The organism is Marinobacter sp. EN3 (assembly GCF_000475315.1).
GTDB classification, from domain to species: Bacteria; Pseudomonadota; Gammaproteobacteria; order Pseudomonadales; family Oleiphilaceae; genus Marinobacter; species Marinobacter nauticus.
Genome location: NZ_AXCC01000023.1, coordinates 162,435 through 185,317, shown reverse-complemented (window position 1 = coordinate 185,317; position 22,883 = coordinate 162,435). Strand labels below are relative to the sequence as shown.

Sequence of the window (22,883 nt, the reverse complement as noted above, 5' to 3'; positions counted from 1 at the left end):
ATGACCGGTGTTCGCTATACAGTTAACAAACACTCACTTAATTCTGGCAGTAGATGAGGAAATCCAGGTGACAGAACTCGTAACTTACGAACTGAACGACGGCATTGCCACCATTACCGTGAACAATGGCAAGGCTAATGCTCTGAGCCATGAGGTATTTGACGCGCTGAATGCCGCGCTGGACCAGGCAGAGCAGGATAAGGCCATTGTCATTCTCACGGGCCAGCCGGGGATGTTTTCCGGCGGCTATGATCTCAAGGAAATGCAGAAAGGCCCGAAAGAGGCCATGGCGCTGGTTAAGGTGGGCTCTACGTTTACCCGTCGTCTGGCTGCATTTCCGCTGCCGGTTATTGCCGCGTGCAGTGGCCACGCCATCGCCAAGGGCGCGTTCGTTCTGCTTTCAGTGGATTATCGAATCGGGGTAGAGGGTGGCTTCAAGCTGGGCCTGAATGAAGTGGCCATTGGTATGACCATGCACCATGCGGGCATTGAGATTGCGCGCCATCGTATGCCGGCCCCTTACTTCTACCGCTCGGTGGTAAACGCTGAGATCTTTAACCCGGAAACGGCTATCGCGGCCGGCTTCCTGGATGAAATTGTGGCGCCGGAACAGTTGGCGGAGCGCGCCAAAGCGGTGGCAACGCAAATGAAGCAACTGAACATGCGCGCCCACAAGCAAACCAAACTCAAAACCAAGGCCGCTTATCTGGAGAAGCTGGACTGGTGCATTGAGCAGGATGCAGCCCACTTCGACGTACTGGGCTGATCCCTGACGGGGCCACCTGTCTGGTGGCTCCTGTCGCTTCAGTTGGTTTCCCGGTAGTTCACCAGATCGTAACGCTTCTGGTAACTGCCGTTTTCTCCCGCACACAGCAATCCCGCCTGGACCGGGCAGCCCTGATCGTCAAGCATCAAGGTGCCGATATTGCGGTCACTGGTCAGGAAGAAGTCGCTGTCTTCCGGCAGCAGGTAACGTTCCTGGTTTTTGCCCAGTAACTCGCCGATCCTGTTGATGGCCCTCAAGCCGATATTCTCACCCATGGATACGTTGTTGCAGGCGCTGCTGCAGATCTGCCAGAGCACGGGCCCCTTGCTGGTTTGACGTCTTCGGGCAAAGGCGTAGTGTACGTCGCCAGAGAAAACCACCACATGCTCAACACCGGGTAACTGACAGCAGGATGATTTCAGAGCCTCGAGCGATGCCGTGTCAGCACTCCAGGGTTCCCGATCCAGAGTGCGTTTGAACATGGGAAAATTCAGCTGCAGGTATTCGATATGACTGAATCCGTAGGTGGGGGTCGGTGAGACCACAATCAGAGTGCGACATTGATGAAACCCGGAGAGTCGCTGGCCCAGTTGCTGGATCTGCTGATCAGACATCAGGCCAAGCGAGTGTTTGCCTCGCTTGCTGAATTCCCGGTGCGTGCGGGTATCCAGCACCGCCACCGGCGGTGTCTGTTCCAGTTCGTAGCCCCAGTACCGCTCAAGCAACCAGTCCCATTCTTTGTGGTCGGCTGGCGTACCCTGTTCAAGAAGCGTTTTGAGTTTTGCCACTTCGGGCTTCACCTGAGAGGGCTGATTGCCCCAGTGCTGGCAGAGGAAGTAAGCCTGCAGAGCGTTGGTCAGCACGTACCGGCCAATGGGCGTGGTGCTCAGTTGCCGGGCGTTCTGTTTCGAGATGTTCCAGTCGTCGGTGACTTCATGGTCATCAAAGATCATGTAGGTCACCGTGTTGGCGAGCAGTTGGCGGACCTCCGAACGGGCCAGATGTGCAAAGCCAGACAGATTACGGTGGTCTTCTGCGTGTTGTCGCTCCGTGTAGACATATTGCACCGGCGGGTTCCGGCCATCCCGGGTATTGGCGGGCTGTTTGGCAAGCCGTGGCTTGAGTTCGTCGTGGCCCGCGAAGTCGAGGCCAAACTGGTGTCCGGCGCCTGAGAAGGCAAACAGGTACATGCTCAGATATTCGGCACGGGTCAGCAGGTGAGAGCTTTTGGCGCTGGAGCTGAATCCGTAGGGGCTTCGGGTTACCCAGTGCCGGTCATCCAGTTTCGACAGCCGGTGCAGGTCTTTGCCCGCCGGCAGGTTTTTCAGATCATCGGCCAGTCCAAGGTGTTTCTGCAGCTTGCCCAGATAATCCAGCAGCAAGGGTGACACATCGTCGGCGTAGATCTGGTCGCCGGTCAGAAACAGCTGGCTTGGCCGGCTCTCCTTGCGCAGATTCTCCGCCAGCAAACGGGCGCCCCCGGCGAGTTGGTCCGGCTTTTTGTCTTGCCCCGGGGAGTGAGGGCGCCGGCAGGAGGCCTGAATAAAATGCCGGTGTTCCCGTGGCAGGTAAACACTGGGCAGTTTGTCCGTGCCAGGGCAAAGTGTCGCCAGCAGTTGGCTGTCTCCAAAGGGCTCGCCATCCAGTACTATTTCGTAGAAGAGCTCATTGGTTTGGTGATAAGGCTCGGCGTTGTCGAGGGGAAGGTCCGTCGACAGCATGCAGATATAGCAGTTATCGCCTGCTGGTATGAACTCGACGTCGCAGTCTCTGGTAACTGGTGATGCTCTGGCATCATCCAGATAGGTATTCAGTTGAATGCTCTCGGGACGCTGGTCTAATACCAGCCATAGGTTGAGCATGGTGCGATTGGAGTGGCGTACGATAGGGCCGCAGACGATCATTGGAAACTCCTTTCCGGTATGTGAATCCTTTCGGGGGTAATGCCCGCTTTGTTGTTGTCATTAAAACGTGCAGTATATCTGATCGAATTAACCGCAGGGATCGCAAACGCAGTGTTTATGCTGCCTGTGATCGCATGTCCTTGCCTTGCTAACAAAGTTATCCACAGAAAGTGTGGGTAAACACACAAAGGAATGACCGTTTCATGACCGATAAACCTGCAAAAGCTGTTTCTGCTTCAGCTATTGAAAAGCATGTGTATAAAGTGTTTCCGAACGATATGAACTCCCACAATACGGTGTTCGGGGGCATGATCATGGCGAAGTGTGACCGCTTGGCACTGGTGGTCGCGGAGCGGCACTCGGCCCATGTCTGTGTGACGGCGGCGGTGGATTCCATTCATTTTCGCGCTCCCGCCAAAGGCAATGACACCTTGTTGTTCAATCTGTCGCTGAACCGTAGTTGGGACTCCTCCATGGAGATCGGTGCGAAGGTGGAGGCCGAGAACAGCTATAACGGCGAGACTCGCCATATTCTGTCCGCTTTTTTTACCTTTGTGGCACTCGATGAACAGGGCAAGCCGGTGGATGTGCCCCAGGTAATCCCGGAAACCGAGGACCAGAAGCGCCGTTATGCCAAGGCACAGATACGCCGTGAAGGGCGTTTGCGCACCCGGGATGAATTGTCAAAGGCGAGTGGCTGAGGGCTATCGCATATTACCGCCAGTCGTGGTATACCAGCGCCCGTGATGACTAACTATTCTGGAACCGGATGTCATGCCTAAAGCAAGTGAAATCAAAAAGAATCAGGCGGTTGAATACGAAGGCCGCGTCTATTTCGTGAAGGATATCGAGCGCTCCGTGCCCCAGGGCCGTGCCGGAGGCAGCCTTTACCGGATGCGCATGTACGATGTGGTCACCAACCAGAAACTGGATGAGACCTTCAAGGACTCGGACATGCTCAATCTGGCCGACCTGGTGCGCCGGGAAGCGACCTTCTCCTACGCTGATGGTGATGAGTATGTGTTCATGGATACAGAAGACTTTACTCAGTACATGCTCAACCGCAGTGCCATTGAGGATGAGTTGCTGTTCATTACCGAGGACACCCAGGGGGTAATGGTGATTCTGGTCAGCGAAAACCCGGTGGCCATTGACCTGCCGCCGACGGTGGAACTGACCATTGAAGAAACCGATCCGTCCATCAAGGGTGGCTCGGCAACCGCCAGAACCAAACCCGCCCGCCTGACCACAGGCCTGGTGGTACAGGTTCCTGAGCACATTTCCACGGGTGACCGAATTCGCGTGAACGTGGAAGAGCGCAAATTCCTCAGCCGCGCCTGATGATATGGCAAGAGGTCAGCCGATTGAGCTGACCTCTTGTGCGCTGAGATGGCGGTAGCTGCCTGGCTCTAGCCCATCCACAGTCAGCCCGCCCATGCTTTCCCTGTGCAATGAGATCACCCGGTTGCCCACGGCGTGAAACATGCGTTTCACCTGATGATAGCGGCCCTCGTAGATCGTCAGCCGTACTTCCCGCTCTCCCAATGGCTCCAGCGACGCGGGCGAGGTTCTGAGTTGTTCGTACTCGAACCAGATGCCTTCCCTGAACCGATCCTCTGTCTCCGGTGAGATGGCGTAAGCCGTGGTTACCCGGTATACCTTGGGGATTTTGACCGCCGGTTCGGTCAGCCGTCGGCTCCAGACTCCGTCACTGCTGAGAATCAATAGCCCGGTGCTTGCCCTGTCCAGTCGCCCTGCGATGTGCACATGTGGCCGAAGCGATGGGTCAATCAGTTCCATAACGGTGGGGTGCTGGTCATCGCGGGTGGCGCTCAGATAGCCCGATGGTTTGTTCAGCATCAGGTAATACGCAGGGGCCGCGCTCTGGATGATTCGCTGGTCAACGCACACTTCACGAAACCGCTGGATGTCCAGGTCCGGGTCATGGCAGCGCTCGCCATCAACCTGAACACGGCCGGCGGCGAGCAGGGTCTTGGCCTGTCGGCGGCTAATACCGTTCTGATTGGTGAGTATCCGTAAGAGTTTCATGTTGTGCCCGACAAAAAAGGAGCTCCGAAGAGCTCCTGGTGTGCTGTCTGATTTGCCATCAGTTATCGGCTGTGTCGCCCTCCCAGCGGGCAATCTTCTCACGGTCCTGATCGGACACCACGTCTGATTCCAGTGATGCCCGTTGCTCTGGTGCAACCAGGCCCTGGGCAGCCATATCCCCGGTTCTGCGCGCTTCCTGCTCCTGGCGGATATAGTCGAGCCGCTGTTCCCGGTCGGCCTGCTTTTCGTTCTTTATTTCGTCGTTACGGCGACGGAACTGGTCTTCCAGGTCGCCAACCACGCTGTTGATGAATCCATCGCATGGCGACAGGGACAGCAGATACCTCGGCTGCTCCAGGTTTTGCTGGCCAGAGACTGCAAACGTTGAGCTGACCGCTTCGGTTGCCAGAGCGAAGTAGGTGGCGTCGAAACTGAATACATCCTGTTCACTGGACGCACTGTGACGGTCGGCGCCGCGGTAATGAGTTGCCCGCATCACCGTGCCTTCACAGTGCATATCGAACAGGTTGGACTTGAAGAAGATCTCGGCCCAGAACAGATGGCAGATTCTGGACAGTGTCCGGCCGAAGCCGAGCAATAGCAAGCTGGCAAGCAGGATGGCGGCAGTGGCGCCTGCGGGGACGAACAGCAGGTTCAATGCCTGGTCGACATCGAGCCGGGTAGCGCGAAGCTGATCCAGAGCGTAAACATGGTCCATCACGCGATCGGCACCCAGCCAGAGCAGCAGGGCACCCGCCAACAGGAGTATCTGGCCAGCGATGGTTCCGCTTGCCCGGGCCCAACGCAGGGATTTTGGCTCTTCGCGGTCTTCGACAACAGGCTGTATTTCGACCAGAAGGTCGCCGTTGAACTGCTCATTCTCCCGGTTGGCATCACCGGTGTCGTTGCTGTCCAGATATACCCGGTTCGGCAGCTCCTGCTGACGTTTTTGCATCAACACCAGGTCGCGCAGCGTCGTGAAGATCTGGCGTGGGTGCAGATCGAATCGCCAGCTATTGTTGAGTTCAGAGCTGCTGGTTGCGATGGGCACCATGCCAATGCGTGCTTTGATCAAAACCACCGCAATGGCCGCTGTCGTCAGAGCACAGACGATAGTCAGGGTCAGCAGGGACCCGGTACGGAAAACCGGTTCAAGCAGGGGCATCAGGCCGGCCAAATCCTGGCGGGCACTGACGTGCAGACTGTCCCAGAAGCCAAGCCAGCCCTGGGCAGTCAGGATGGGCACTGCGATGGCACCGATGATCACCAGCGCCAGTCCCTTGCTGGTGGTCTGGCTCAGGCTGGTCATGTTACTGCGGGACAGCGGGTTGCCGAGTTTGACCCACAACAGCCCCAGGTACACCAGCAATGACGCTTGCAGGATCAGTGAGATAACCGTGCTGCCAACATCCGCACCTTCGGTGCCTGAGAACACCATGGTGACCACCAGGCTGGCCACCAGAAAGGCGGCGATGGCCACGAAACTCTTGGTCAGTTTCATGGCCAGATTCTGAGCGACGTTGCGAATTGGCCAGGGCGTGACAATCAGGTTGGGAAAGACCGAGTGAACCGCCCGGGCGAACCAGCCGGTGGGCTCGATAAAGGTCGGGTTGCTCTTGCTCATGAGCATGTTGTGGAGCATTTTAGAGTTATACAGGGTCGGCTCGCGTTCGTTCACGGCTTCACGGGCAACGTTTTTGGCCAGTGAGGCCGGCGCGGCGCGGCCCACGAAGAAACGCATGACCTGGAACAGGCCTCCGCCCAGCGCCTTCAACCCGCCCATTACAAACAGGCCGCCGATCAACAGGTTAACCCAGGCCCTGGGTTTGTCGGTACCAAGCAGGGGTTGAATCTGAAACAGGAGATAGACGCCAATCGCCAGCAGAATTGCACCACGAATGGACCGGACCAGCCCTTCGAACCGGAATGGATTCCGGATGTTGAGTTTTTGAGCTCCGTACTCAAATGCCATGCTTTGTTCCTTTACATGAGTAAGAGAGGGTGTAGAGAGGCGCAGAGTTTAGCCTGAAAACTATGAACAATTACCGGCAATTACATAAAAAAATGTAAAACGGAGTAAGATTTTTCGTGGTCGGCAGGGCGGATTTTATAAGACCCGGATTTTTTTCATCAGCGCGGGCCATCCAACCGGCAGTTGTTCTTCCAATGCCTTGAGGACTGAGTCGGGTATCTGCCAGGGATCAAACACCCGCTTGCAGCCATAGATAACCCAGTTGTTGGTTTTGCTTTTGAAGGTGAGCAGACACGGGAACTGGCGTTTCAGCTCGCGCAGCAGGTTACCGTCCGGCTCCGGCATGCGGTGATAGTTCAGAACGAGCCAGCCGTCAGGTTTGAGTGCCCGGGCACAGGCCTTGATGAACCGGCGTTGCGCTTGAAGGGGCGACATCCGGTCTGCGCTGTACAGATCCGTGACAATCATGGCGGTGCTGGCCCCCGGAAGCGTTTCCAGTGTATGCCAGGCATCGGCGACGGTGACATGAAGGCGCTCATGTTGCGGGAACGAGAACCAGTCCCGTGCGGTCTCGAACACCTTTTGACGCAACTCCACCACATGAACCTGACTGTCGGGTAACAGGCGGTGTATGCCGTGGGCGACGACGCCTGCACCCAAACCAAGCACAGTGATGTGGTCGGGCCTGGCGAAGGCAATGGGCAGCAGCATGGCACGGCTGTATTCGTGGACGGGAACATGGGGTGCCCGACGCAGAATTTTGCTTTGCTCAAACACGGAATCAAAACTGAGAATCCGGTGTTTGCGATCATCAATCACCAGAATATTGCCGTAGCGGTCGTTGGCGACATGCACGATATCGCCCTTGATATCGGGCCGTTTGATGATGGTGCCCATCAGTTGGCGGCGTAGCGCTGGTGCAGGATACCTACACGTTCCACGTAGGCTTTGGTTTCCGCGTAAGGCGGAATGCCCCTGTAGCGGCCAACGGCGCCGGGGCCGGCGTTATAGGCGGCGGTCGCCAGGCGAGTGTCGCCATTAAAGCGTTTGAGCATTTTGGCCAGATAGTCGACACCGCCGCGGATGTTTTCGCTGGCCTCCAGTGGGTCTTTTACGCCCAGTTCCTGTGCCGTCCCCGGCATCAGCTGCATCAGTCCCTGGGCACCGACCGGTGAAATGGCCTTGGGGTTGAAGGCAGACTCGGCATGTATAACGGCTCGCACCAGGGCCGGGTCAACATTGAATTCAGCTGCCGCGGTCTGGATTTCACTGCGATAGGGGCTCAGGAACAATGGCGTTTTGTGCCAGTCGACGCTGGATTCCGGGTCACAGGCGTAGCAGTGGAAGCGGATAACATCGAAGTCGGCGTTGCCCGGGCGCTGGCTGCTGTAGGCCACGACACCGTGTTCGTCGGTGTAACGATACACGGTTTCACTCTTGGTGGAGGCTCGTGGCTGGCTTTTGCTTTTCACATTGGTGAATTCCACCCGTCCGTCCGGATGCACGATGCGTTTGATGCTGTCGGCATGGGCCGTAGCTGTCGCGAGAAGGAGTCCGGTGACAAGGGCAATGGTGACTCTGGTTGTCAGGGATGTACCGCTGAAATTCATCAAGAACCCGAAGCTTTGTTTCTGAATGACACACTACGTCTATTATCGCGGTAGATGGCCGTTCAAGTGTAGGAGTTTCGTGCCTTCATGATACCGATTGTTCATGGGGTCACAAATTGGCCGTTGTCTTCAGGCATCGCCGGCAATCGGTCCGGCTGGCGGCGGAAGTCGCTTGCCCGACCAGTTCTCCAGCAGCCGGCAGGCAACCAGGTCGCCGGTCACATTGATGGCGGTTCGGCACATATCCAGGATTCGGTCCACGCCCATGATCAAGGCAATGCCTGCGGCTGGTACACCCACCGATTGCAGTACCATTGCCAGAATGACAATGCCGACCCCCGGGGTAGCCGGCGACCCTATGGAGGCACCTACTGCCATGGCGACCACCAGGGCCATACTGCCAACACTGAGGTCGATGCCGTAGACCTGGGCCAGGAAAACGGTCGCGACGGCCTGATAAAGCGCAGTGCCATTCATGTTGATGGTGGCGCCCAGGGGGATTACAAACTGGGAAACCGACGGGCGCACCCCCAGTTTGTCCTCTGCGGTGCGGATAGACAGGGGCATGACAGCGGCGGAGCTGGAGGTCGAAAATGCCAGCAGCAAGACATCACGGGTATCCCTCAGGAACTGCAGTGGCCGTACACCTGCCAGCAGTTTGAGAATGACCAGATAAAACCCCATCAGGACGGTGAGGCCGAACAGCACCGTTGCCACATACGAGGCCATGCCAATCATGGCACGAAAACCCAGGGTAGTCGTCAGTTGTGCCATCAGGCCAAACACGGCATAGGGGGCGAGGCGCATGGCCCAGCGAACCACGGTCATGCAGATTTGCTGCAGTGAATCGAGCAGGTCGAGCATCGGCTTGGCTTTGTCGCCCGACATACTGACCAGCGCAACGCCGATGATGATGGAGAAAATCACCACCTGCAGCATCTGCCCTTCCACCATGGCGTCCAGGGGGTTGCCGGGCAGAAGTCCAATCAGTGTCTGGGGGATGGCGTCCAGGCCGGGGATGTCGGCGGCCACCGGCGCGGCATCGGCTGGCGGTGTGGTCAGGCCGGTCATCAGATCTCCCGGGTTAACCAGGCCGCCCACCCAGAGGCCGATGGTGGCCGCAATGGCGGTTGTAATGACAAAAAACAGGGTAACCCGGGTACCCATTTTCCGGAGTTGTTCCAGGTTGTCGCTGGCGGCTAGTCCTCGCACCACCGAGGCAATCACCAGTGGTATGACGATCATCTGTATAGTGGCGAGGAAGAGCTGTCCCGGAAACGCCAGCCAGTTACCGATCAAGGTGCCCGTGTCCGGTTCGACCAGGCCGACCGAAGGACCAAGCAGGGTGCCCACCACCAGACCAAGCCCCATGCCAATGAGCACTTTAAGCCAAAGTCTGCCTTTGACCAGTGTGGCCAGGTAGACGCTCAGATGGCGCAGCGAACGAGGTGCATTGTCGGTGGTCTGAGCTGGTGTGTTATCCATGATCAACGTGTCCGTGTTGCCGTTTTTCTGTGCCGGTGACAGGCGGGGATCGGGCCTTTGAAGACAATAACCATAGGATAGTCAGGCAAACTATGCATCTGGATCAATTTCTTTGTGATTCCGCTTCGGTCCACGACTGTTTGGGCTAAACTGCAGAGAACGCTGACGATAAGGAGCTTTTATGCCGTTCTCTCCAAACCACCTTGCTGAGCTGAACCTGTTGCTGCAGTTTCCGTCCGCCTCTACTCAGGAGGGCATCAAGGTGCACGCTCACAGTGCGGCGCCGGAAACGCTGCGCGCGGCGGAATCCTTGTTTGCCAAGGGGCTGATAAGCCAGAAGGATGGTGGTTACCTGACCCCGCTTGGTTGCGAAGCGGTGGAGTTTACCCAGAAGCTTCAGACAATGCTCACTGCCCCATAGGTTGACTGTGGCTCTGTAATGGCAAGGCTGTACCTGTTCCCGGCCTGATTGGCCGGGTATAGTCGAGGCTCTTTTTCCAGCCTCTGCCGGGACTTATGCCACCGATCTATTACTCCTTTTTTGTGCCCGCCCTGTTTGTCTGGTTGTGGAGCACCGGGTTCATTGGCGCCAAGTATGGTCTGCCTTATGCGGAACCCTTTACCCTGCTGCTGATCCGTATGCTGCTGACGCTGGTGCCGTTGGCTATTCTCGCCGTGGCCATGAAATCCCGTTGGCCGGGCTGGCGTGGGGCCGGACATCTGGCGATTACCGGGTTGTTGGTGCAGGGAACCTATCTGGGCGGGGTGTTCTATGCCATCGATCAGGGCATGCCTTCAGGTCTGGTCTCACTGATTGTTGGTCTTCAACCGCTGGTAACAGCGTTGGCAGCCGTTCTGATTCTGCGGGAGTCGGTTGCTGGCAGGCAGTGGCTGGGGCTGGTCATGGGGCTGGCCGGGGTGGCGTTGGTGTTGGCGGAAAAGCTGGGCAGCGGTGCCAATGGTGGTAGTTTTTCACCGGTCACCATTCTCTGGGCCGGCTTGTCGTTGATCGGAATTTCACTGGGTACGGTCTATCAGAAGCGCTTCGGAACCGGAGTGGATCTGATATCTGGCACCATGATTCAGTACACAGCGGCTGCAGCGTTCTTCGCGATTGGTGCCTTCACGCTGGAAACCCGGCACATCGAATGGACAGTGCAATTCAGTCTGGCGCTGGGATGGCTGGTGTTCGGGCTGTCGGTAAGTGCCATTCTGATTCTGATGTGGCTTATTCGTCGCGGTGCGGCTTCGCAGGTGGCCAGTCTGTTTTATCTGGTGCCACCGGTAACGGCACTGGAAGCTTTTATTCTGTTCAATGAGCGGTTGGGGCCGTTGGCCATTGCCGGGGGAGTGGTGGCGGTAGCCGGGGTGGCCCTCGTGGTTACCGGAGGGCCACGACCGTTAAATCGCTGATGCTATACCTTTGGCCCCTTACCGCGCAGGGCGTTAACGACCAGCGACACCACCAGAAGCACCAGAAAGACGAAAAACAGTATCTTCGCGAAGCTGGCCGCTGTGCCTGCAATACCGCCAAAACCCAGAATTCCTGCGATCACTGCAATAACGAGACAAACAATAGCCCAATAGAGCATTTCCTGTCCTCCATTCAAGGGTTGCCCTTTAACCGTGGCACAGGGCTTCCCGGTACGCAATTTTCAGCGGGCTTTGTGGAGGGATGGTAACGGCCCCGTCATTTGGCCATCGCCGCAACAGAGTTCTTGTCAGTCCGTTTTTCGGGTTGGAAACACCGACGTGGAGAGTGTGGGCTGACAGCCAACGACACCTCGTGCCTGCTCGTGGGCATGCAGGTACCAACGCTGGCCGCCTTCCGGAAACGTGGTGCTGTCCACCTGAAACTCTGCGGTGCCCACGGTTGCAGGAATCGGGGTGCCATCGGCATGGCGGTAGACACAGCTGGTACCGATGGTTACAGGCCGGGCAACAGGCAGCTCAATGAAGCCGTCGCTGCGCACGGTCGGCGCTTCTCCATTGATGTCGGTAATCTTCAGGCAGGGGCCAAAATGAATACGATCCTGGTCGCCGACGGGTTCCTCCAGACAGTGTGTGGCCTTGAGAAAAACAACATTACGGTTGGCCCCTTCCTTTGCATCTGGAAGGTTCTGGCAACCTGTCAACGTCACCGTCAATGCTGTGATGCCGGCGGTAATCAGATGTTTCATCGGGATCTCCTGCTTGTGCCAGTAATGTATAAAGAATAAGGGCCACTTGAGTGCTTTCAGGCTTTCAGGCAATAGCGTCGTTCCGGGCGCCCAACGCTACCATAGTTTACTTCGGCGCAAAGCTCACCGGTGCCGACCAGGAATTCCAGATAGCGGCGGGCCGTTGTCCGGGAGGCTCCGATCTCGGCCCCCATTTCTTCCGCGCTCCAGTGACCCCCAGTGGCAACCACCCCTCTGATCTTGTCCAGCGTCAGGCTGTCGACACCTTTTGGCAGCCGTTCAGGCACGGAGGCTTCGGTGTCGTTGGTGGCTCTGGGTAACAGCGCATCTACTTCTTTCTGGGCGAGCTTGTTCAGTGCCAGCAGCTTGTCCAGATGCTCCCGGTAGCGGTTAATGGCTTCCTGCAGGCGCTCGAACACCAGGGGTTTCAGAATATAGTCGAATACGCCCCCACGAAGGGCGCTACGCAGTGTTTCTACCTCTTTGGCTGCGGTAATCAGAATGACGTCTGACCGACGGTCACGGGCTCTCAGTTCCCGGAGCAGGTCCAAACCATTGCCGTCGGGAAAGTAGACATCCAGGAGGATCAGTTCAGGCTCCAGTACGTCGATCAGATCCCTGGCATCGGCCAGGGTATGGGCTATGCCACAAAGTTCCACCTGTTCAACACGCTCAACAAACCGGCGCTGAATCTCGGCGATCTTCGGATCGTCTTCAACAATAAGCAGTCGGATCGTGGTCACGGATGTCCTCCCGCAATCGGCGTTTTCGGTAAGTAGAGCGTAAAACGACTGCCACCTCCGGACAGGTTTTCAACCGTCACCGAGCCTCCCCAGCGATCGAGAAACTGCTGAACCAGATGCAGGCCGATCCCGTGTTTCTCACCTTTGGTGCTGAAGCCACGCTCGAAAATCCGGGCCCGATCCGGCCCGGGAACTCCGGGGCCCTCGTCTTCAACCTCGAAAATCAGCTCGTGCCCCAGATCGGTCATCGACAGTGATACCCGGCCGCCGTTGCCCGCCTTGTGGACCGTGGCTTCAAGCGCATTGTCAATCAGGTTGCCGAGAACACTGACCAACTGATCCCTGGGCAGCTCCGCCGGGAGGTCGGCCATCTGGCTGCCAGGGTCTATTTCCAGACGCAGGCCCATTTCCTTCGCCCTATTGTACTTTCCGAGCAGACAACCAGCGATAATCGGGTCTGGCACGGCTTCCAGCAGAAGATGCAGCAGCGCCTGATGGTCGCTCACCTCGCTGCCAATCAGATTAAGCGCCTCTTCAGTCGCGCCAATCTGTATCAGTCCGGCGATGGTGTGAAGCTTGTTCGAGTATTCATGGGTCTGGCTGCGAAGGGTATCGGCATACTGCTGTATTCGCGTGAGTTGTCTACTCACCTGATCAAGCTCATCTCGCCGGCGAAAACTGGCTACCACGCCGATGATCTGCTCACCCTGGCGAACTGGCAGCCGATTGACGACCATTTGTCGTCCTCTTAACCAGACTTCACGGTCGAAGTCTGGTTGTCCGGTTTGCAATACCGACATCAGGCTGCTTTCCGGCAGAATGTCCAGAATGGGCTTGCCTGCGAGAGGTTCGTTCTCAGGCAGTTCCAGTGTCTCATAGGCTGCCCGGTTGGCGGTGGTTATTATCCCGTCCCGATTGACCGCAATAATGCCTTCACGAACGGATTGCAGGGTAGCGTCACGCTCCTGGAACAACCGGGCGATTTCCTCTGGTTCAAGGCCGAAGATGGCACGCTTGAATCGGCCGGCGATGATGATGGCCGAGAACACTGTGAACAAAAGCATTAGGCCGACAACACCATAGAGAACAAAATTATATCGACGTATGGTGTTCTCAACCTGCTCGAGACTGTAACCCACCGATACGATCCCGATGATCTTGCCCGTTTCCGGAGTGGATACCGGAGCCTTTCCGCGCATGGACTCCCCAAGGCTGCCTTTGGCGCGAGCGACATACGCCTGGCCGTGTTGCAGAGCCTGTTGGCCGTAATCACCATCGTCGTCACCCATCGAATAGCCAATCCGGGTCGGGTCCGGATGCGCCAGACGGATTGCCCGGTGATCGCCAATGACAATAAACAGAGCTTCATTGGTTTCGGTAAGCCGACGGGCCAGTTGATTGAGCGCAGGGATGTTTCTGGTGCGGACGCCCTCGATAACAGCCGGTGTGGCGGCAACGGTTTTGGCGACCATCAAAGCGCGCTCGCCAATTTCCTCATACAGTGACTCACTGAGGTAATAGCCGGCAAAACTGCCAATCAGCACCGTTTGCAAGGTGCCGAGCAATCCCAGGGTCAGGATCATGCGGGTTTTCAGTTTGGTTTTTCTTAACACGGATAGAGCACGGCTTTTTGTCGTTTGCTTTTCAGGGTAATCCATCCTTGCGGCCACCGCCCGTGATCTTTATGCACAGAATGCAGAAAAAAGTCTTTAAAGGCGTTACGCCCACAAGCTTCTGTGTCTCGGGTTTCACCTATTAGTCTGCCCTTAATCGCCTCACCGGAGAGCTCCTCCTCATTCGTTCCGGTGACCTGGCGATCATGACAAAAACAACTGAGTAAGGTGACCACAATGATGTTCAAACGATTCCTCTCTTTGGTGGCGGCGGCCGCCGTCAGTACCTCTGCAATGGCTTGGCAACCTTCTGGCAAGGTTGAGTGTCTGGCACCGGCGGATCCCGGAGGCGGCTGGGACTTTACCTGCCGGAGCGTAGGCAATGTGCTGCAGGACCTCAGCCTGGTTGATGGAACAGTGCAGACCGTCAATATGGCCGGCGCTGGCGGAGGCGTTGCCTACGCTCATACCGTGAGCAAACGCGCAGGTGATAACAAGCTGCTGGTGGCGGCCTCCACGGCAACGACAACGCGCCTGGCCCAGGGCCAGTTTCCTGGCATGAATGCCGATATGGTCACCTGGGTGGGCGCACTGGGCGCCGACTACGGAATTATCGCGGTAAGCAAGAATTCCAGGTATCAGAACCTCAAAGAACTGATGGATGCCGTGAAGGCCAATCCCAAGTCCGTCAAGTTTGCTGGTGGCAGCGCACGGGGTGGCTGGGACCACCTGAAGGTGCTGATTGCCGCAAAAGCGGCGGGTGCGGAAAAACTCCCATCGATTCCCTATCTGTCCTACAACAATGGCGGTGAAGCCATGACTCAGGTTGTGGGTGGCCAGGTGGATGCGTTTACCGGTGATCTGTCTGAGGCGACAGGGTTCATGGAGTCCGGAGATTTGCGAGTGATCGCTGTTCTGGCCGATGAACGTTTGCCAGGCAAATTCAGTGATCTGCCCACAGCGAGAGAGCAGGGCATTGATGCGGTAGGGCCAAACTGGCGGGGCTTTTACATGCCTAAAGACGCGGATGAAGCCGCCAAGCAGTATTGGGTAGATGCGGTCGACACCCTGTACGCCAGCGAAGAATGGAAACAGGTGATGGCCCGTAACGGATTGATTCCGTTTCACCCTCCTGCCAGCGCGTTTGACGAATTCGTGCGCAACCAGGTGCAGGACATTGAAGCACTCTCTCGTGAAATCGGGTTACTCAAATGACGGGCTTCGGTGATCGTATTCTCGGCCTGGGTCTTCTGGTCCTGGCAGTGGCTTATGGCTGGGCTGCGCAGCAGTGGCCGGAACCCTTTGGTGGCGCTGAGGGGGTCGGCCCAGAGACCTTTCCTACCATCTTGTCGGTGGTTCTGGTGGCCGGAAGTCTGTATCTGATGATCAAACCTGACCCGGATGCCCGGTGGCCGGTTGGTAAATCGGCACTGGAACTTCTGGTCTCGGTGTTGGTTCTGGTGGTGTATGCCTTGTTGCTGGAGCCGCTGGGATTCGTCATCGCGACAACCTTGGCGGTCGGAACGCTCAGCTGGCGCATGGGAGCAGCGCCTAAACGGGCCTTTCTTACCGGTTTAGGCAGCGCCGTCGTGGTGTTCGTCCTGTTCAATTATGGGTTGTCGTTGAGCTTGCCGGCTGGCCTGCTGGAGGTGCACTGATGGAAACCCTTGGCTTTCTGATGGAGGGGTTTGCCGTAGCGCTGACTCCGTATAACCTGATGTTCGCTCTGTTTGGCGCATTTGTCGGCACCCTGATTGGTTGTCTTCCAGGACTGGGGCCGGCCAATGGTGTGGCGATTCTTATACCACTGGCGTTTACGCTGGGACTTCCGCCCGAAACCGCCATGATTCTGTTGACCGCAGTCTATGCAGGCGCCATGTACGGGGGGCGAATCTCCTCCATCCTGCTCAACATACCGGGCGATGAACCGGCGATGATGACCTGCCTGGATGGCTACCCGATGGCCCGTAAAGGGAGGGCTGCTGATGCCTTGGCGGTTTCTGCCATCGCGTCTTTCTCGGGTGGTCTGATCGGGACCATCGGGTTGATCATGCTGGCGCCCGTGCTGGCCAGGTTTGCCCTTACCTTCGGCCCTGCCGAGTACTTTGCGCTGTTTCTGCTGGCGTTTGCCACATTGGGCGGGATCACCGGCAAGAACCCCATGAAGACGGTTATTGCGGCGGCATTGGGGATCATGATTTCCACGGTGGGTATCGATATTTCCACGGGAACCCAGCGCTATACCTTCGGTGTGCTTGAACTCTATGAAGGTATCGATTTCATTCTGGCCATTGTGGGTCTGTTTGCCATCTCCGAGTTGTTGTTTTTCGTGGAGCATCGCATGGGGGAAGGGCGAGAGAAAATGCAGGTTGGCAAGCTCAGCCTGAGCCTGAAGGAGTTGGTAACGACCATACCAACACAGCTTCGCGGCGGGATTCTCGGCTTTATTTCCGGTGTGCTGCCGGGGGCGGGTGCTTCTCTGGGGAGTTTTATCAGCTACACCCTGGAAAAACAGGTGGTCGGCAAAAAAGGCCGTTTTGGTGAAGGTGACATCCGGGGCGTTGTTGCGCCCGAGGCCGGTAACAACGGGGCATCCTCTGGTGCCCTGGTCCCCATGCTGACATTGGGTGTGCCGGGCAGCGGCACGACCGCTGTCCTGCTGGCGATGCTGATTTCGCTGAACATCACACCGGGCCCGCTGATGTTTACCCAGAATGCCGACATTGTGTGGGGCGTTATTGCCGCGCTGCTGATTGGCAACGTCCTCCTGCTGGTGTTGAACATTCCGCTGGTGGGATTCTTCGTAAGGTTGTTGTCTGTGCCGCCGATGTATCTGCTGCCAATTGTCACGATGGTCGCGTTTGTCGGGATCTACTCGATCAGCCACAGCACCTTCGATCTGTATTTCATGATTGCCTTCGGTATTGCCGGCTATTTTCTGCGCAAACTTGAGATTCCTCTGGTTCCCATCATTCTGGGCCTGTTGCTGGGGCCGGAAATGGAGAAAAACCTGGGACATGCTCTGGTCCTGTCGGACGGCGACTGGAGCATTCTTTGGGGGAGTCCTCTCGCCATCGGGTTATGGACTGTCGCCGGCCTTGGCCTGGTACTGCCTTATCTCGTGGGGCCACTACTTCGCCGCAGAATGAATGCGGCGATCAAAGAGTCCCCTGTCAGCGACTAACCATATCTTTAAGGCTTTTCTGACGAGCTGCCTTTGTCAGTCTTTGCACCGGGCTTTGCCCGGTGTTTTTTTATGACCGCAAGAAGCTAGTCCGTGCGTGCCGTGGGACGATTATCAGCTCTGGGCGTAAGTGACTGTCCGCCCTCAGAATCTGCACGCAGTGCCTGCAGCAAACGGCGGTCACGATCATACACATCGTTCCGGAACTGGAGAACGCCGGCCGGATCAATCCAGGTGGTCCAGTATTGCAGGTACACAGGCACCGGTTCCGATAGCACTACGGTTGCCGGTTCGGCGGTTGCCAGAGTCTGCTCAATTCGCTTTTTGTTCCATCCGTTGGTGTTTGCCAGCAATCGTTCGGCCAGCTCAACGGGGCGTTCCAGACGGATGCAGCCGGAGCTCAGGGTTCGCTCCAGACGAGTGAACAGCGATTGCGCCGGTGTATCGTGGAGGTAGATATCGTACCGGTTCGGGAACATGAATTTGACCTGGCCCAGCGCATTCTGGGGGCCGGGTTGCTGAATCAGCTGGTAGGGAAAATTGTTCTTCGAGAGTTCCGTCCAGTCGATGTCTGCGGGATCGACTTCGCTCTGGTTTGCGCCCCAGCCTCTGAAAACCTTGAAGCCCAGGCGCTCCAGATACTCCGGATCTGACCGTATGATCGGTAGCTGGTCTTCGATCATCAGCTTCCGGGGTACCGTCCAGGTCGGATTGAAAACCAGGTAGCGAATGCGATCGCTGAATACTGGCGTCTGCCGGTATGGCCTGCCAACAATTACCCGTTGGCGATGGACCTGCTCGCCGCTCTCTACGAGCACCAGCTCAAAACCGGCGATGTTAACGACGACATAGGTTTCTCCCAGGGATTCCGGTAACCACCGCCACCGTTCCAGGTTGGCGTCCAGGCGGTATATCCGTTCCAGGGGCAACAGGTTCAGCGCTGTCAGAGTGTCCCGGCCGACGATTCCATCTGGTTCCAGGCCGTGTCGGGCCTGGAATAAGGGGATCGCAGTGGCCAGGGCGTCGTCGTAGTGTTGGTGATTCGAGGCTTCTGGCGAGTCGCCGGAGAGGTCGCCCAGCATTGCCAGGCGGCGACGAATGTCGGGTATGCGGTTATCGGTATCGCCTGGTCGGATACTTGGTCCCGAAACGATAGCCGGCCAGTCTGCGCTGATCAGCTCACCCAGCGCTTTACGTCGTTGTACCAGTTGATGGTAGGCCGCAGAGCGGGGTTTCAGATCCTGCAGGGTGGTGTAGACGGTGCCGCTGGCCAGGGCTTCGGCCAAGACCGACTGCATCTCCCTTTGCTGGCGGTTGGCGGTCCATTCCGCATGGATGGTTGTGGGGTTGACCTTGCCGTGGTGCAGGTGGGACGCCAGTAGCAGGAAGGCATCCGAGAGTACAAGGTCAAGGTCGGTCTGTAATTCCTCGGCACTGTCATTCAGGTCTTTCAGGGCGAGTGCTGCAAGGGTGTCGTAGTGGTAGTCGCCGGGGTTGAGGCCGTCACCGGCCACTTCCCTGATGGCTTCGAGCAATTCCCTGCGATTGCTCGGGTCCTCCCAGGCCAGCGTGTACCCTCTGGCTTCGTAGAATCGCGTCAGCGCTTCCTTGGCATATAGCCGGGATTCCAGCACCGATACCGGGTAACCAGCCTGCAGGGCTTCAATGCGGTTGATCAGTCCATCATTGCCCTGGGCCCTGGCCGGAACCGCAAACACCAGAGCCAGGAGAAGCCAGTACAGGGTGAGTGGGTAACGAGCTTCCTGCATTCTGCGCCTCTATTGCGGTGTACGATCAAAGGCTGTCCCTGCGGTGTCCGTAATGCCTGGGCAGTCTATCTGACGGCAGTATAGCCTGATCGTTCAATCCCGGTAGGGGCAAAGCGCGGTTGGCTTCTGCCGCCCGAGGCTGCGGGCGGCAATGGCTGGGGCTTAGCCAGCGCGCCCAAACATACGTTCAAGGAAACCCAGTTCCCTGACATCGGGCACGGGCAGTTCATCCACCTGTTCTATGGCCTGGCGCCAGAAAGCCTCAGGGGTGTCCAGGTGCTCCACGGTCTTACGTTCTTCCGGGCTGTAATGATTGTGTTCCCCGGTCATGCCGGCGTCGGCCAGGGACTCTGTCCACAGGTAGATCGCCGAGCGGATGGTGCGCAGCAGGCGGCAGTAAACTTCACGGCTGAGATTGATCGCCAGTTCCGCCTTGAGGTTGATTTGCTTTTGCACATGGGCCATGTCGTCTTTGTCCAGCAACGCCCGATGACCATTGCCTTTCTTGCAGTTCAGGCACACCTGCTCCAGGGACTTGATGCCCTCCGGAAGGTCCAGGTGACCGTATTCCGCGGTCTGGCGCTCATCCACCGGCGCTGGAATCCAGCCGTACTGGGGTGATTTTGCAACAATGTGACCGGGCAGATCGCGTCGGTAGGGCGGGGCCTTGTCCTTGTCGGTGTAGCCATCAAATTCTTCCCGCAACCAGGCCGCCATTTTCCGGTGGCGTAGCATGGTGGCGAGCGTAATGGCCGAGGGTACGATGTCCGTTAGCAGGTCGCTGGCGTCCTGGGTACGTTCCTGAAGATGATCCACGGATGTTGACATGGTCTGCGCTCCATTCGGGCCGGTTTATGGGCCCTGATCTTTTTGTTGTTGTCTGGTTCTCCTGTGTCGGCATCAGGAGTAACCTGTGGTTAAAAAGTAGTCAGTCCCGGGTGTTCGCACTGTTGTAAAAAAGTTATGCCTTTGTAACGACAGGTAAGCATGAGGAGGGACACCTTATGAACAAAGACGGACAGGATCTGAGTGATATGCGACGGGCCATGGTCCGGTGCCAGCTGGTGCCTCGGGGTATTTCCGATGGACGGGTGCTGGAGGCCATGGAGCGTGTGCCCAGAGAGCAGTTTGTTCCCGAACATCTGCGCTTCGAGGCTTATGAGGACCACCCGGTACCCATTGGCCAGGGTCAGACCATTTCTCAGCCTTACATCGTTGCCCTGATGGCAGAAGCTCTGTGTCTCAAGGGCCGCGAGCGAGTGCTCGATATTGGCACCGGTTCGGGCTACGCCGCCGCCGTCCTGGCCAGTCTCGCTCTGGAAGTTTTTTCCATTGAGCGTATTCCGGAACTGGCGGCCCAGGCGCGCAAAAATCTGGACCGAACAGGCTTCACCCAGGTGCATGTGAAATGCGCAGACGGTACGTTAGGCTGGCCAGAGGCAGCACCATTTGATGGCATCTGCGTGGCTGCCGGAGCCCCTGCGGTGCCAGCGGCCCTCAAGCAACAACTGGCGGTCGGCGGGCGGCTGGTGATTCCGGTGGGCACAGAGGGCGGCCTTCAGCAACTGCTCTGCATCACCCGGCTGTCGGATTCCGAGTATGAGCAGGCGAGCTACGGCGATGTACGCTTTGTCCCGCTGCTGGGTGAGGAAGGCTGGCCTTAAGCCTTCCCTGGTTTAACTATGGGTGCTCTCGAAAATCCGATCGGCGGAGGCGGCAACAAAACCGCTATAGAGTTTGCCGTTGGCCATTGGGTAGCGCTTGGCAAATTCGTAAAAGCAGCTCGGAATGACTGCGTCCTGGTCGGTAAAGTGCGCGGTAACACGGTCGGCCATAGTGGACGACTGTTCCAGGCAGTCCTGCGGTGAACCTTTCACTTCTCCACCACTGGCATTCACGGAAAAACCCTGTTCTTTCAGCAGCGTGTTGATGTCTGGTACCGAGTGAATCGTGTCCAGGTGGTTTATGCTCACGGTAAAGTGGTTGGCGCGATAGCCCCAGGCTGCCAGCCAGCCGGCGTATTCACTTTCCTCAAGCAACTGTCGATAGGTTGAGTAATCCAGATGCCAGTGTCGACCTGAGTAGAGAAAGTCATCAGCCTGCACTCTTTTCGGGTCGATCTGGTCTACCAGACCCTGCACCACCGCTTGCAGCTGGTCTGAGCATTGTTCGACCAGCAGTTCGGAGATAAACACTTTTGGCACCTCTGGGTCCGGGTGCTCGTAATGCCGGGCATAGAGCTTCTTGGCTTCAAAATGGTATTCGCCACCGGGTTGGTAACCTAAAGCCAGGAAATGCGCAGCCAGGGTGTCCAGACCCACCGGCGCCAGGTTGAAGGTTCTCAGGGCGATATGATCATTGACGATGGCGGTGTTCTCGCGCTCGGCCAGCAGGGCATGAATGCGGTCTGCCGAAGGTGTTACGGCCCGGTAGTCTTCCCAGAGCGCGCGAAACAGGGTGTCGACGTCAGAGTGCATAGTGAACCTCCGCAGAATCTGTGACATGGATTGAGGCCGCCGGAATGGCTTGCTGGCCCAGGGGCAGGGCTCGTACTGATGCGCCCAAACTGAGGTCCAGCGCATCGGCTTGCTTGGTTGAAAGCTCGATCCGGCCGCTGGCCAGGGCGTGAGTGTCTGTATTCACTACCATCGCGCGAAAGTCCTCGAGCCCGGTATTAGTCACAAGGACCGGGCGGCCTGTGTCTGTAAGGTGTTGGTTTCCGGTTGTGCTGATCTCTGCCGACATCAGTGCAGCTTCCCGGACACTGCGGATGTCATCTGTCCGGCATTCAACGGTGGGGCCGGCGTCGAACAGATCCACCATTCCCCGATGGCGGAATCCCTCTGCCTTGAGCATGGCCAGCGCGGGCCTGGTGTCCGGATGCACCTGACCGATGACAGCCCGGGCCGGATTGCTCATTAAATGAGTATAGAGAGGTAATGAAGGCATCAGGTCCTCGACGAAGTCCAGTGAACCAGCACCCGCCAGTTGCGTGACATGGCTGAACTCCAGATCAATAAAGTGATCCCGCAGCCAGTCCCAGAAGGGCGACTGGCCGAGTTCATCGGCCACACCCCGCATCTGGGCAATGGCCAGGTTCGGAAAGCGGTCCAGATGTTGGGCGATAAAGGCGAAGCGGACTTTGGAGAGTAATTTGCCGGCATTGGCGCGGCGAAAAGCCGGGCGCAGATACAGTGAGCAGAACTCCGTACAGTTCCGGTAGTGCACGCAGCGGGTGAGCGCGCCCACGGAGCGCCGTAGCCCCAACTCTCTGGAGTGATGAGTGAGGGTGCTGTGGCGAAAATGGTAAAGCGGTTGCGACCGGCCGGTTCCAGAGGTAATGCCGGTTGTGCCCATGATCTGCCCGGAAGTCTCCTCTTCAAGCACAAACAGGTAGCGTTGTTCGCTGTGGTCGACGGCCTGTGAGCGGAAGCTGCGAATTGAGCCCTCAATTTTTCGGGATAGCCGGTCTTTGTCCGGCATCAGGGAAGTAAATCCCGGGCCGGACTCGCAGGCTATCTCGTACAGATCGTTCAGGTCGTCATGACGAACCGGGCGAATAATCATGGCGGCACCTCAAAATTGTTTTTTATCAGTATGAGTGCGTA

General features: G+C 57.4%; 23 protein-coding genes. 9 read left to right on the top strand and 14 right to left on the bottom strand.

From position 1 onward, the window contains the following. Positions 1-67 precede the first annotated feature (67 nt). A complete protein-coding gene (locus Q675_RS28235) occupies positions 68-766 on the top strand; it encodes a crotonase/enoyl-CoA hydratase family protein (protein WP_022991508.1) in 699 nt (232 codons plus the stop codon). A gap of 38 nt (positions 767-804) precedes the next feature. Here the strand turns inward: Q675_RS28235 and Q675_RS28230 are convergent, their stop codons facing one another. Next, complete coding sequence (locus Q675_RS28230; RefSeq protein ID WP_023011183.1) at positions 805-2,670, bottom strand: alkaline phosphatase D family protein; 1,866 nt, start codon at positions 2,668-2,670, stop codon at positions 805-807. Positions 2,671-2,873: 203 nt separating this feature from the next. On the opposite strand from Q675_RS28230, the gene Q675_RS28225 reads away from it, so the two are divergent. Both Q675_RS28225 and yeiP read left to right on the top strand, forming a co-directional pair. Then, positions 2,874-3,371 (top strand): acyl-CoA thioesterase, encoded by a 498-nt coding sequence (locus Q675_RS28225; RefSeq protein ID WP_023011182.1) that lies wholly within the window; start codon positions 2,874-2,876, stop codon positions 3,369-3,371. Between the two features lie 73 nt (positions 3,372-3,444). After that, entirely contained in the window at positions 3,445-4,011 is a 567-nt protein-coding gene (gene yeiP, locus Q675_RS28220; RefSeq protein WP_011786351.1) for an elongation factor P-like protein YeiP, read from the top strand. Positions 4,012-4,026: 15 nt separating this feature from the next. Here yeiP and Q675_RS28215 read toward each other — a convergent pair whose 3' ends face one another. The 5 genes from Q675_RS28215 to Q675_RS28195 form a co-directional block, all read right to left on the bottom strand. Beyond that, positions 4,027-4,719 (bottom strand): pseudouridine synthase, encoded by a 693-nt coding sequence (locus Q675_RS28215; protein ID WP_023011181.1) that lies wholly within the window; start codon positions 4,717-4,719, stop codon positions 4,027-4,029. Between the two features lie 58 nt (positions 4,720-4,777). Then, on the bottom strand, positions 4,778-6,691 hold the full coding sequence (locus Q675_RS28210; RefSeq protein ID WP_023011180.1) for a hypothetical protein: 1,914 nt from the start codon (positions 6,689-6,691) through the stop codon (positions 4,778-4,780). A 135-nt stretch (positions 6,692-6,826) separates the two neighbouring features. Further along, positions 6,827-7,588 (bottom strand): spermidine synthase, encoded by a 762-nt coding sequence (locus Q675_RS28205; RefSeq protein WP_022991503.1) that lies wholly within the window; start codon positions 7,586-7,588, stop codon positions 6,827-6,829. Next, positions 7,588-8,301, bottom strand: a complete 714-nt coding sequence (locus Q675_RS28200; protein WP_022991502.1) for a lytic transglycosylase domain-containing protein — start codon at positions 8,299-8,301, stop codon at positions 7,588-7,590. The genes Q675_RS28205 and Q675_RS28200 overlap by 1 nt, the downstream gene beginning before the upstream one ends. Before the next feature lie 129 nt (positions 8,302-8,430). After that, positions 8,431-9,786 (bottom strand): dicarboxylate/amino acid:cation symporter, encoded by a 1,356-nt coding sequence (locus Q675_RS28195; RefSeq protein WP_022991501.1) that lies wholly within the window; start codon positions 9,784-9,786, stop codon positions 8,431-8,433. A gap of 181 nt (positions 9,787-9,967) precedes the next feature. On the opposite strand from Q675_RS28195, the gene Q675_RS28190 reads away from it, so the two are divergent. Both Q675_RS28190 and Q675_RS28185 read left to right on the top strand, forming a co-directional pair. Beyond that, positions 9,968-10,207, top strand: a complete 240-nt coding sequence (locus tag Q675_RS28190) for a TIGR02647 family protein (RefSeq protein WP_011786345.1) — start codon at positions 9,968-9,970, stop codon at positions 10,205-10,207. Positions 10,208-10,302: 95 nt separating this feature from the next. Next, entirely contained in the window at positions 10,303-11,199 is an 897-nt protein-coding gene (locus Q675_RS28185; protein WP_011786344.1) for a DMT family transporter, read from the top strand. A gap of 2 nt (positions 11,200-11,201) precedes the next feature. On the opposite strand, the gene Q675_RS37860 is transcribed toward Q675_RS28185, so the two are convergent. The 4 genes from Q675_RS37860 to Q675_RS28165 all read right to left on the bottom strand — a co-directional run bounded on the left by Q675_RS37860 (position 11,202) and on the right by Q675_RS28165 (position 14,367). Next, entirely contained in the window at positions 11,202-11,378 is a 177-nt protein-coding gene (locus Q675_RS37860) for a DUF1328 domain-containing protein (RefSeq protein WP_022991499.1), read from the bottom strand. 129 nt (positions 11,379-11,507) lie between these two features. Continuing rightward, positions 11,508-11,966: a hypothetical protein gene (locus tag Q675_RS28175; protein ID WP_023011179.1), complete on the bottom strand. Its 459-nt coding sequence runs from the start codon at positions 11,964-11,966 to the stop codon at positions 11,508-11,510. Positions 11,967-12,022: 56 nt separating this feature from the next. Continuing rightward, positions 12,023-12,709 carry a response regulator gene (locus tag Q675_RS28170; protein WP_014422257.1) on the bottom strand — a complete coding sequence of 229 codons (687 nt, stop codon included), beginning with the start codon at positions 12,707-12,709 and terminating at the stop codon, positions 12,023-12,025. Beyond that, positions 12,706-14,367: a sensor histidine kinase gene (locus tag Q675_RS28165; protein ID WP_051995613.1), complete on the bottom strand. Its 1,662-nt coding sequence runs from the start codon at positions 14,365-14,367 to the stop codon at positions 12,706-12,708. Before Q675_RS28165 ends, Q675_RS28170 begins: the two co-directional genes overlap by 4 nt. Before the next feature lie 192 nt (positions 14,368-14,559). Here Q675_RS28165 and Q675_RS28160 point away from each other — a divergent pair, with 192 nt between their 5' ends. The 3 genes from Q675_RS28160 to Q675_RS28150 are packed head-to-tail and all read left to right on the top strand — an operon-like array spanning position 14,560 to position 17,506. Continuing rightward, complete coding sequence (locus Q675_RS28160) at positions 14,560-15,537, top strand: Bug family tripartite tricarboxylate transporter substrate binding protein (RefSeq protein ID WP_011786339.1); 978 nt, start codon at positions 14,560-14,562, stop codon at positions 15,535-15,537. Beyond that, on the top strand, positions 15,534-15,980 hold the full coding sequence (locus Q675_RS28155; RefSeq protein WP_011786338.1) for a tripartite tricarboxylate transporter TctB family protein: 447 nt from the start codon (positions 15,534-15,536) through the stop codon (positions 15,978-15,980). Before Q675_RS28160 ends, Q675_RS28155 begins: the two co-directional genes overlap by 4 nt. Beyond that, positions 15,980-17,506: a tripartite tricarboxylate transporter permease gene (locus Q675_RS28150; protein ID WP_011786337.1), complete on the top strand. Its 1,527-nt coding sequence runs from the start codon at positions 15,980-15,982 to the stop codon at positions 17,504-17,506. The genes Q675_RS28155 and Q675_RS28150 overlap by 1 nt, the downstream gene beginning before the upstream one ends. A gap of 86 nt (positions 17,507-17,592) precedes the next feature. On the opposite strand, the gene Q675_RS28145 is transcribed toward Q675_RS28150, so the two are convergent. Next, positions 17,593-19,275, bottom strand: a complete 1,683-nt coding sequence (locus tag Q675_RS28145) for a L,D-transpeptidase family protein (RefSeq protein WP_023011177.1) — start codon at positions 19,273-19,275, stop codon at positions 17,593-17,595. A gap of 162 nt (positions 19,276-19,437) precedes the next feature. Then, on the bottom strand, positions 19,438-20,103 hold the full coding sequence (locus tag Q675_RS28140; RefSeq protein WP_023011176.1) for a hypothetical protein: 666 nt from the start codon (positions 20,101-20,103) through the stop codon (positions 19,438-19,440). Between the two features lie 176 nt (positions 20,104-20,279). Here Q675_RS28140 and Q675_RS28135 point away from each other — a divergent pair, with 176 nt between their 5' ends. Continuing rightward, positions 20,280-20,939, top strand: coding sequence for a protein-L-isoaspartate(D-aspartate) O-methyltransferase (locus Q675_RS28135; protein ID WP_023009156.1), 660 nt, complete (start codon positions 20,280-20,282; stop codon positions 20,937-20,939). Positions 20,940-20,951: 12 nt separating this feature from the next. On the opposite strand, the gene Q675_RS28130 is transcribed toward Q675_RS28135, so the two are convergent. Together Q675_RS28130 and Q675_RS28125 are read right to left on the bottom strand one after the other, a co-directional pair. Then, positions 20,952-21,752 (bottom strand): DUF1338 domain-containing protein, encoded by an 801-nt coding sequence (locus tag Q675_RS28130; protein ID WP_023011175.1) that lies wholly within the window; start codon positions 21,750-21,752, stop codon positions 20,952-20,954. Next, positions 21,742-22,842 carry an arginine N-succinyltransferase gene (locus Q675_RS28125; protein WP_023011174.1) on the bottom strand — a complete coding sequence of 367 codons (1,101 nt, stop codon included), beginning with the start codon at positions 22,840-22,842 and terminating at the stop codon, positions 21,742-21,744. Before Q675_RS28125 ends, Q675_RS28130 begins: the two co-directional genes overlap by 11 nt. Positions 22,843-22,883 lie beyond the last annotated feature (41 nt).

What these genes read in the sequence shown, in the direction of transcription:
- Q675_RS28230 (WP_023011183.1), bottom strand. Translation starts at nt 2,670, where the DNA reads ATGATCGTCTGCGGCCCTATCGTACGCCACTCCAATCGCACCATGCTC.
- Q675_RS28160 (WP_011786339.1), top strand. Translation starts at nt 14,560, where the DNA reads ATGATGTTCAAACGATTCCTCTCTTTGGTGGCGGCGGCCGCCGTCAGT.
- Q675_RS28175 (WP_023011179.1), bottom strand. Translation starts at nt 11,966, where the DNA reads ATGAAACATCTGATTACCGCCGGCATCACAGCATTGACGGTGACGTTG.
- Q675_RS28145 (WP_023011177.1), bottom strand. Translation starts at nt 19,275, where the DNA reads ATGCAGGAAGCTCGTTACCCACTCACCCTGTACTGGCTTCTCCTGGCT.
- Q675_RS28200 (WP_022991502.1), bottom strand. Translation starts at nt 8,301, where the DNA reads ATGAATTTCAGCGGTACATCCCTGACAACCAGAGTCACCATTGCCCTT.
- Q675_RS28195 (WP_022991501.1), bottom strand. Translation starts at nt 9,786, where the DNA reads ATGGATAACACACCAGCTCAGACCACCGACAATGCACCTCGTTCGCTG.
- Q675_RS28125 (WP_023011174.1), bottom strand. Translation starts at nt 22,842, where the DNA reads ATGATTATTCGCCCGGTTCGTCATGACGACCTGAACGATCTGTACGAG.
- Q675_RS28205 (WP_022991503.1), bottom strand. Translation starts at nt 7,588, where the DNA reads ATGGGCACCATCATCAAACGGCCCGATATCAAGGGCGATATCGTGCAT.
- Q675_RS28130 (WP_023011175.1), bottom strand. Translation starts at nt 21,752, where the DNA reads ATGCACTCTGACGTCGACACCCTGTTTCGCGCGCTCTGGGAAGACTAC.
- Q675_RS28185 (WP_011786344.1), top strand. Translation starts at nt 10,303, where the DNA reads ATGCCACCGATCTATTACTCCTTTTTTGTGCCCGCCCTGTTTGTCTGG.
- Q675_RS28165 (WP_051995613.1), bottom strand. Translation starts at nt 14,367, where the DNA reads ATGGATTACCCTGAAAAGCAAACGACAAAAAGCCGTGCTCTATCCGTG.
- Q675_RS28190 (WP_011786345.1), top strand. Translation starts at nt 9,968, where the DNA reads ATGCCGTTCTCTCCAAACCACCTTGCTGAGCTGAACCTGTTGCTGCAG.
- Q675_RS37860 (WP_022991499.1), bottom strand. Translation starts at nt 11,378, where the DNA reads ATGCTCTATTGGGCTATTGTTTGTCTCGTTATTGCAGTGATCGCAGGA.
- Q675_RS28210 (WP_023011180.1), bottom strand. Translation starts at nt 6,691, where the DNA reads ATGGCATTTGAGTACGGAGCTCAAAAACTCAACATCCGGAATCCATTC.
- Q675_RS28155 (WP_011786338.1), top strand. Translation starts at nt 15,534, where the DNA reads ATGACGGGCTTCGGTGATCGTATTCTCGGCCTGGGTCTTCTGGTCCTG.
- Q675_RS28150 (WP_011786337.1), top strand. Translation starts at nt 15,980, where the DNA reads ATGGAAACCCTTGGCTTTCTGATGGAGGGGTTTGCCGTAGCGCTGACT.
- Q675_RS28140 (WP_023011176.1), bottom strand. Translation starts at nt 20,103, where the DNA reads ATGTCAACATCCGTGGATCATCTTCAGGAACGTACCCAGGACGCCAGC.
- Q675_RS28215 (WP_023011181.1), bottom strand. Translation starts at nt 4,719, where the DNA reads ATGAAACTCTTACGGATACTCACCAATCAGAACGGTATTAGCCGCCGA.
- Q675_RS28135 (WP_023009156.1), top strand. Translation starts at nt 20,280, where the DNA reads ATGAACAAAGACGGACAGGATCTGAGTGATATGCGACGGGCCATGGTC.
- Q675_RS28225 (WP_023011182.1), top strand. Translation starts at nt 2,874, where the DNA reads ATGACCGATAAACCTGCAAAAGCTGTTTCTGCTTCAGCTATTGAAAAG.
- yeiP (WP_011786351.1), top strand. Translation starts at nt 3,445, where the DNA reads ATGCCTAAAGCAAGTGAAATCAAAAAGAATCAGGCGGTTGAATACGAA.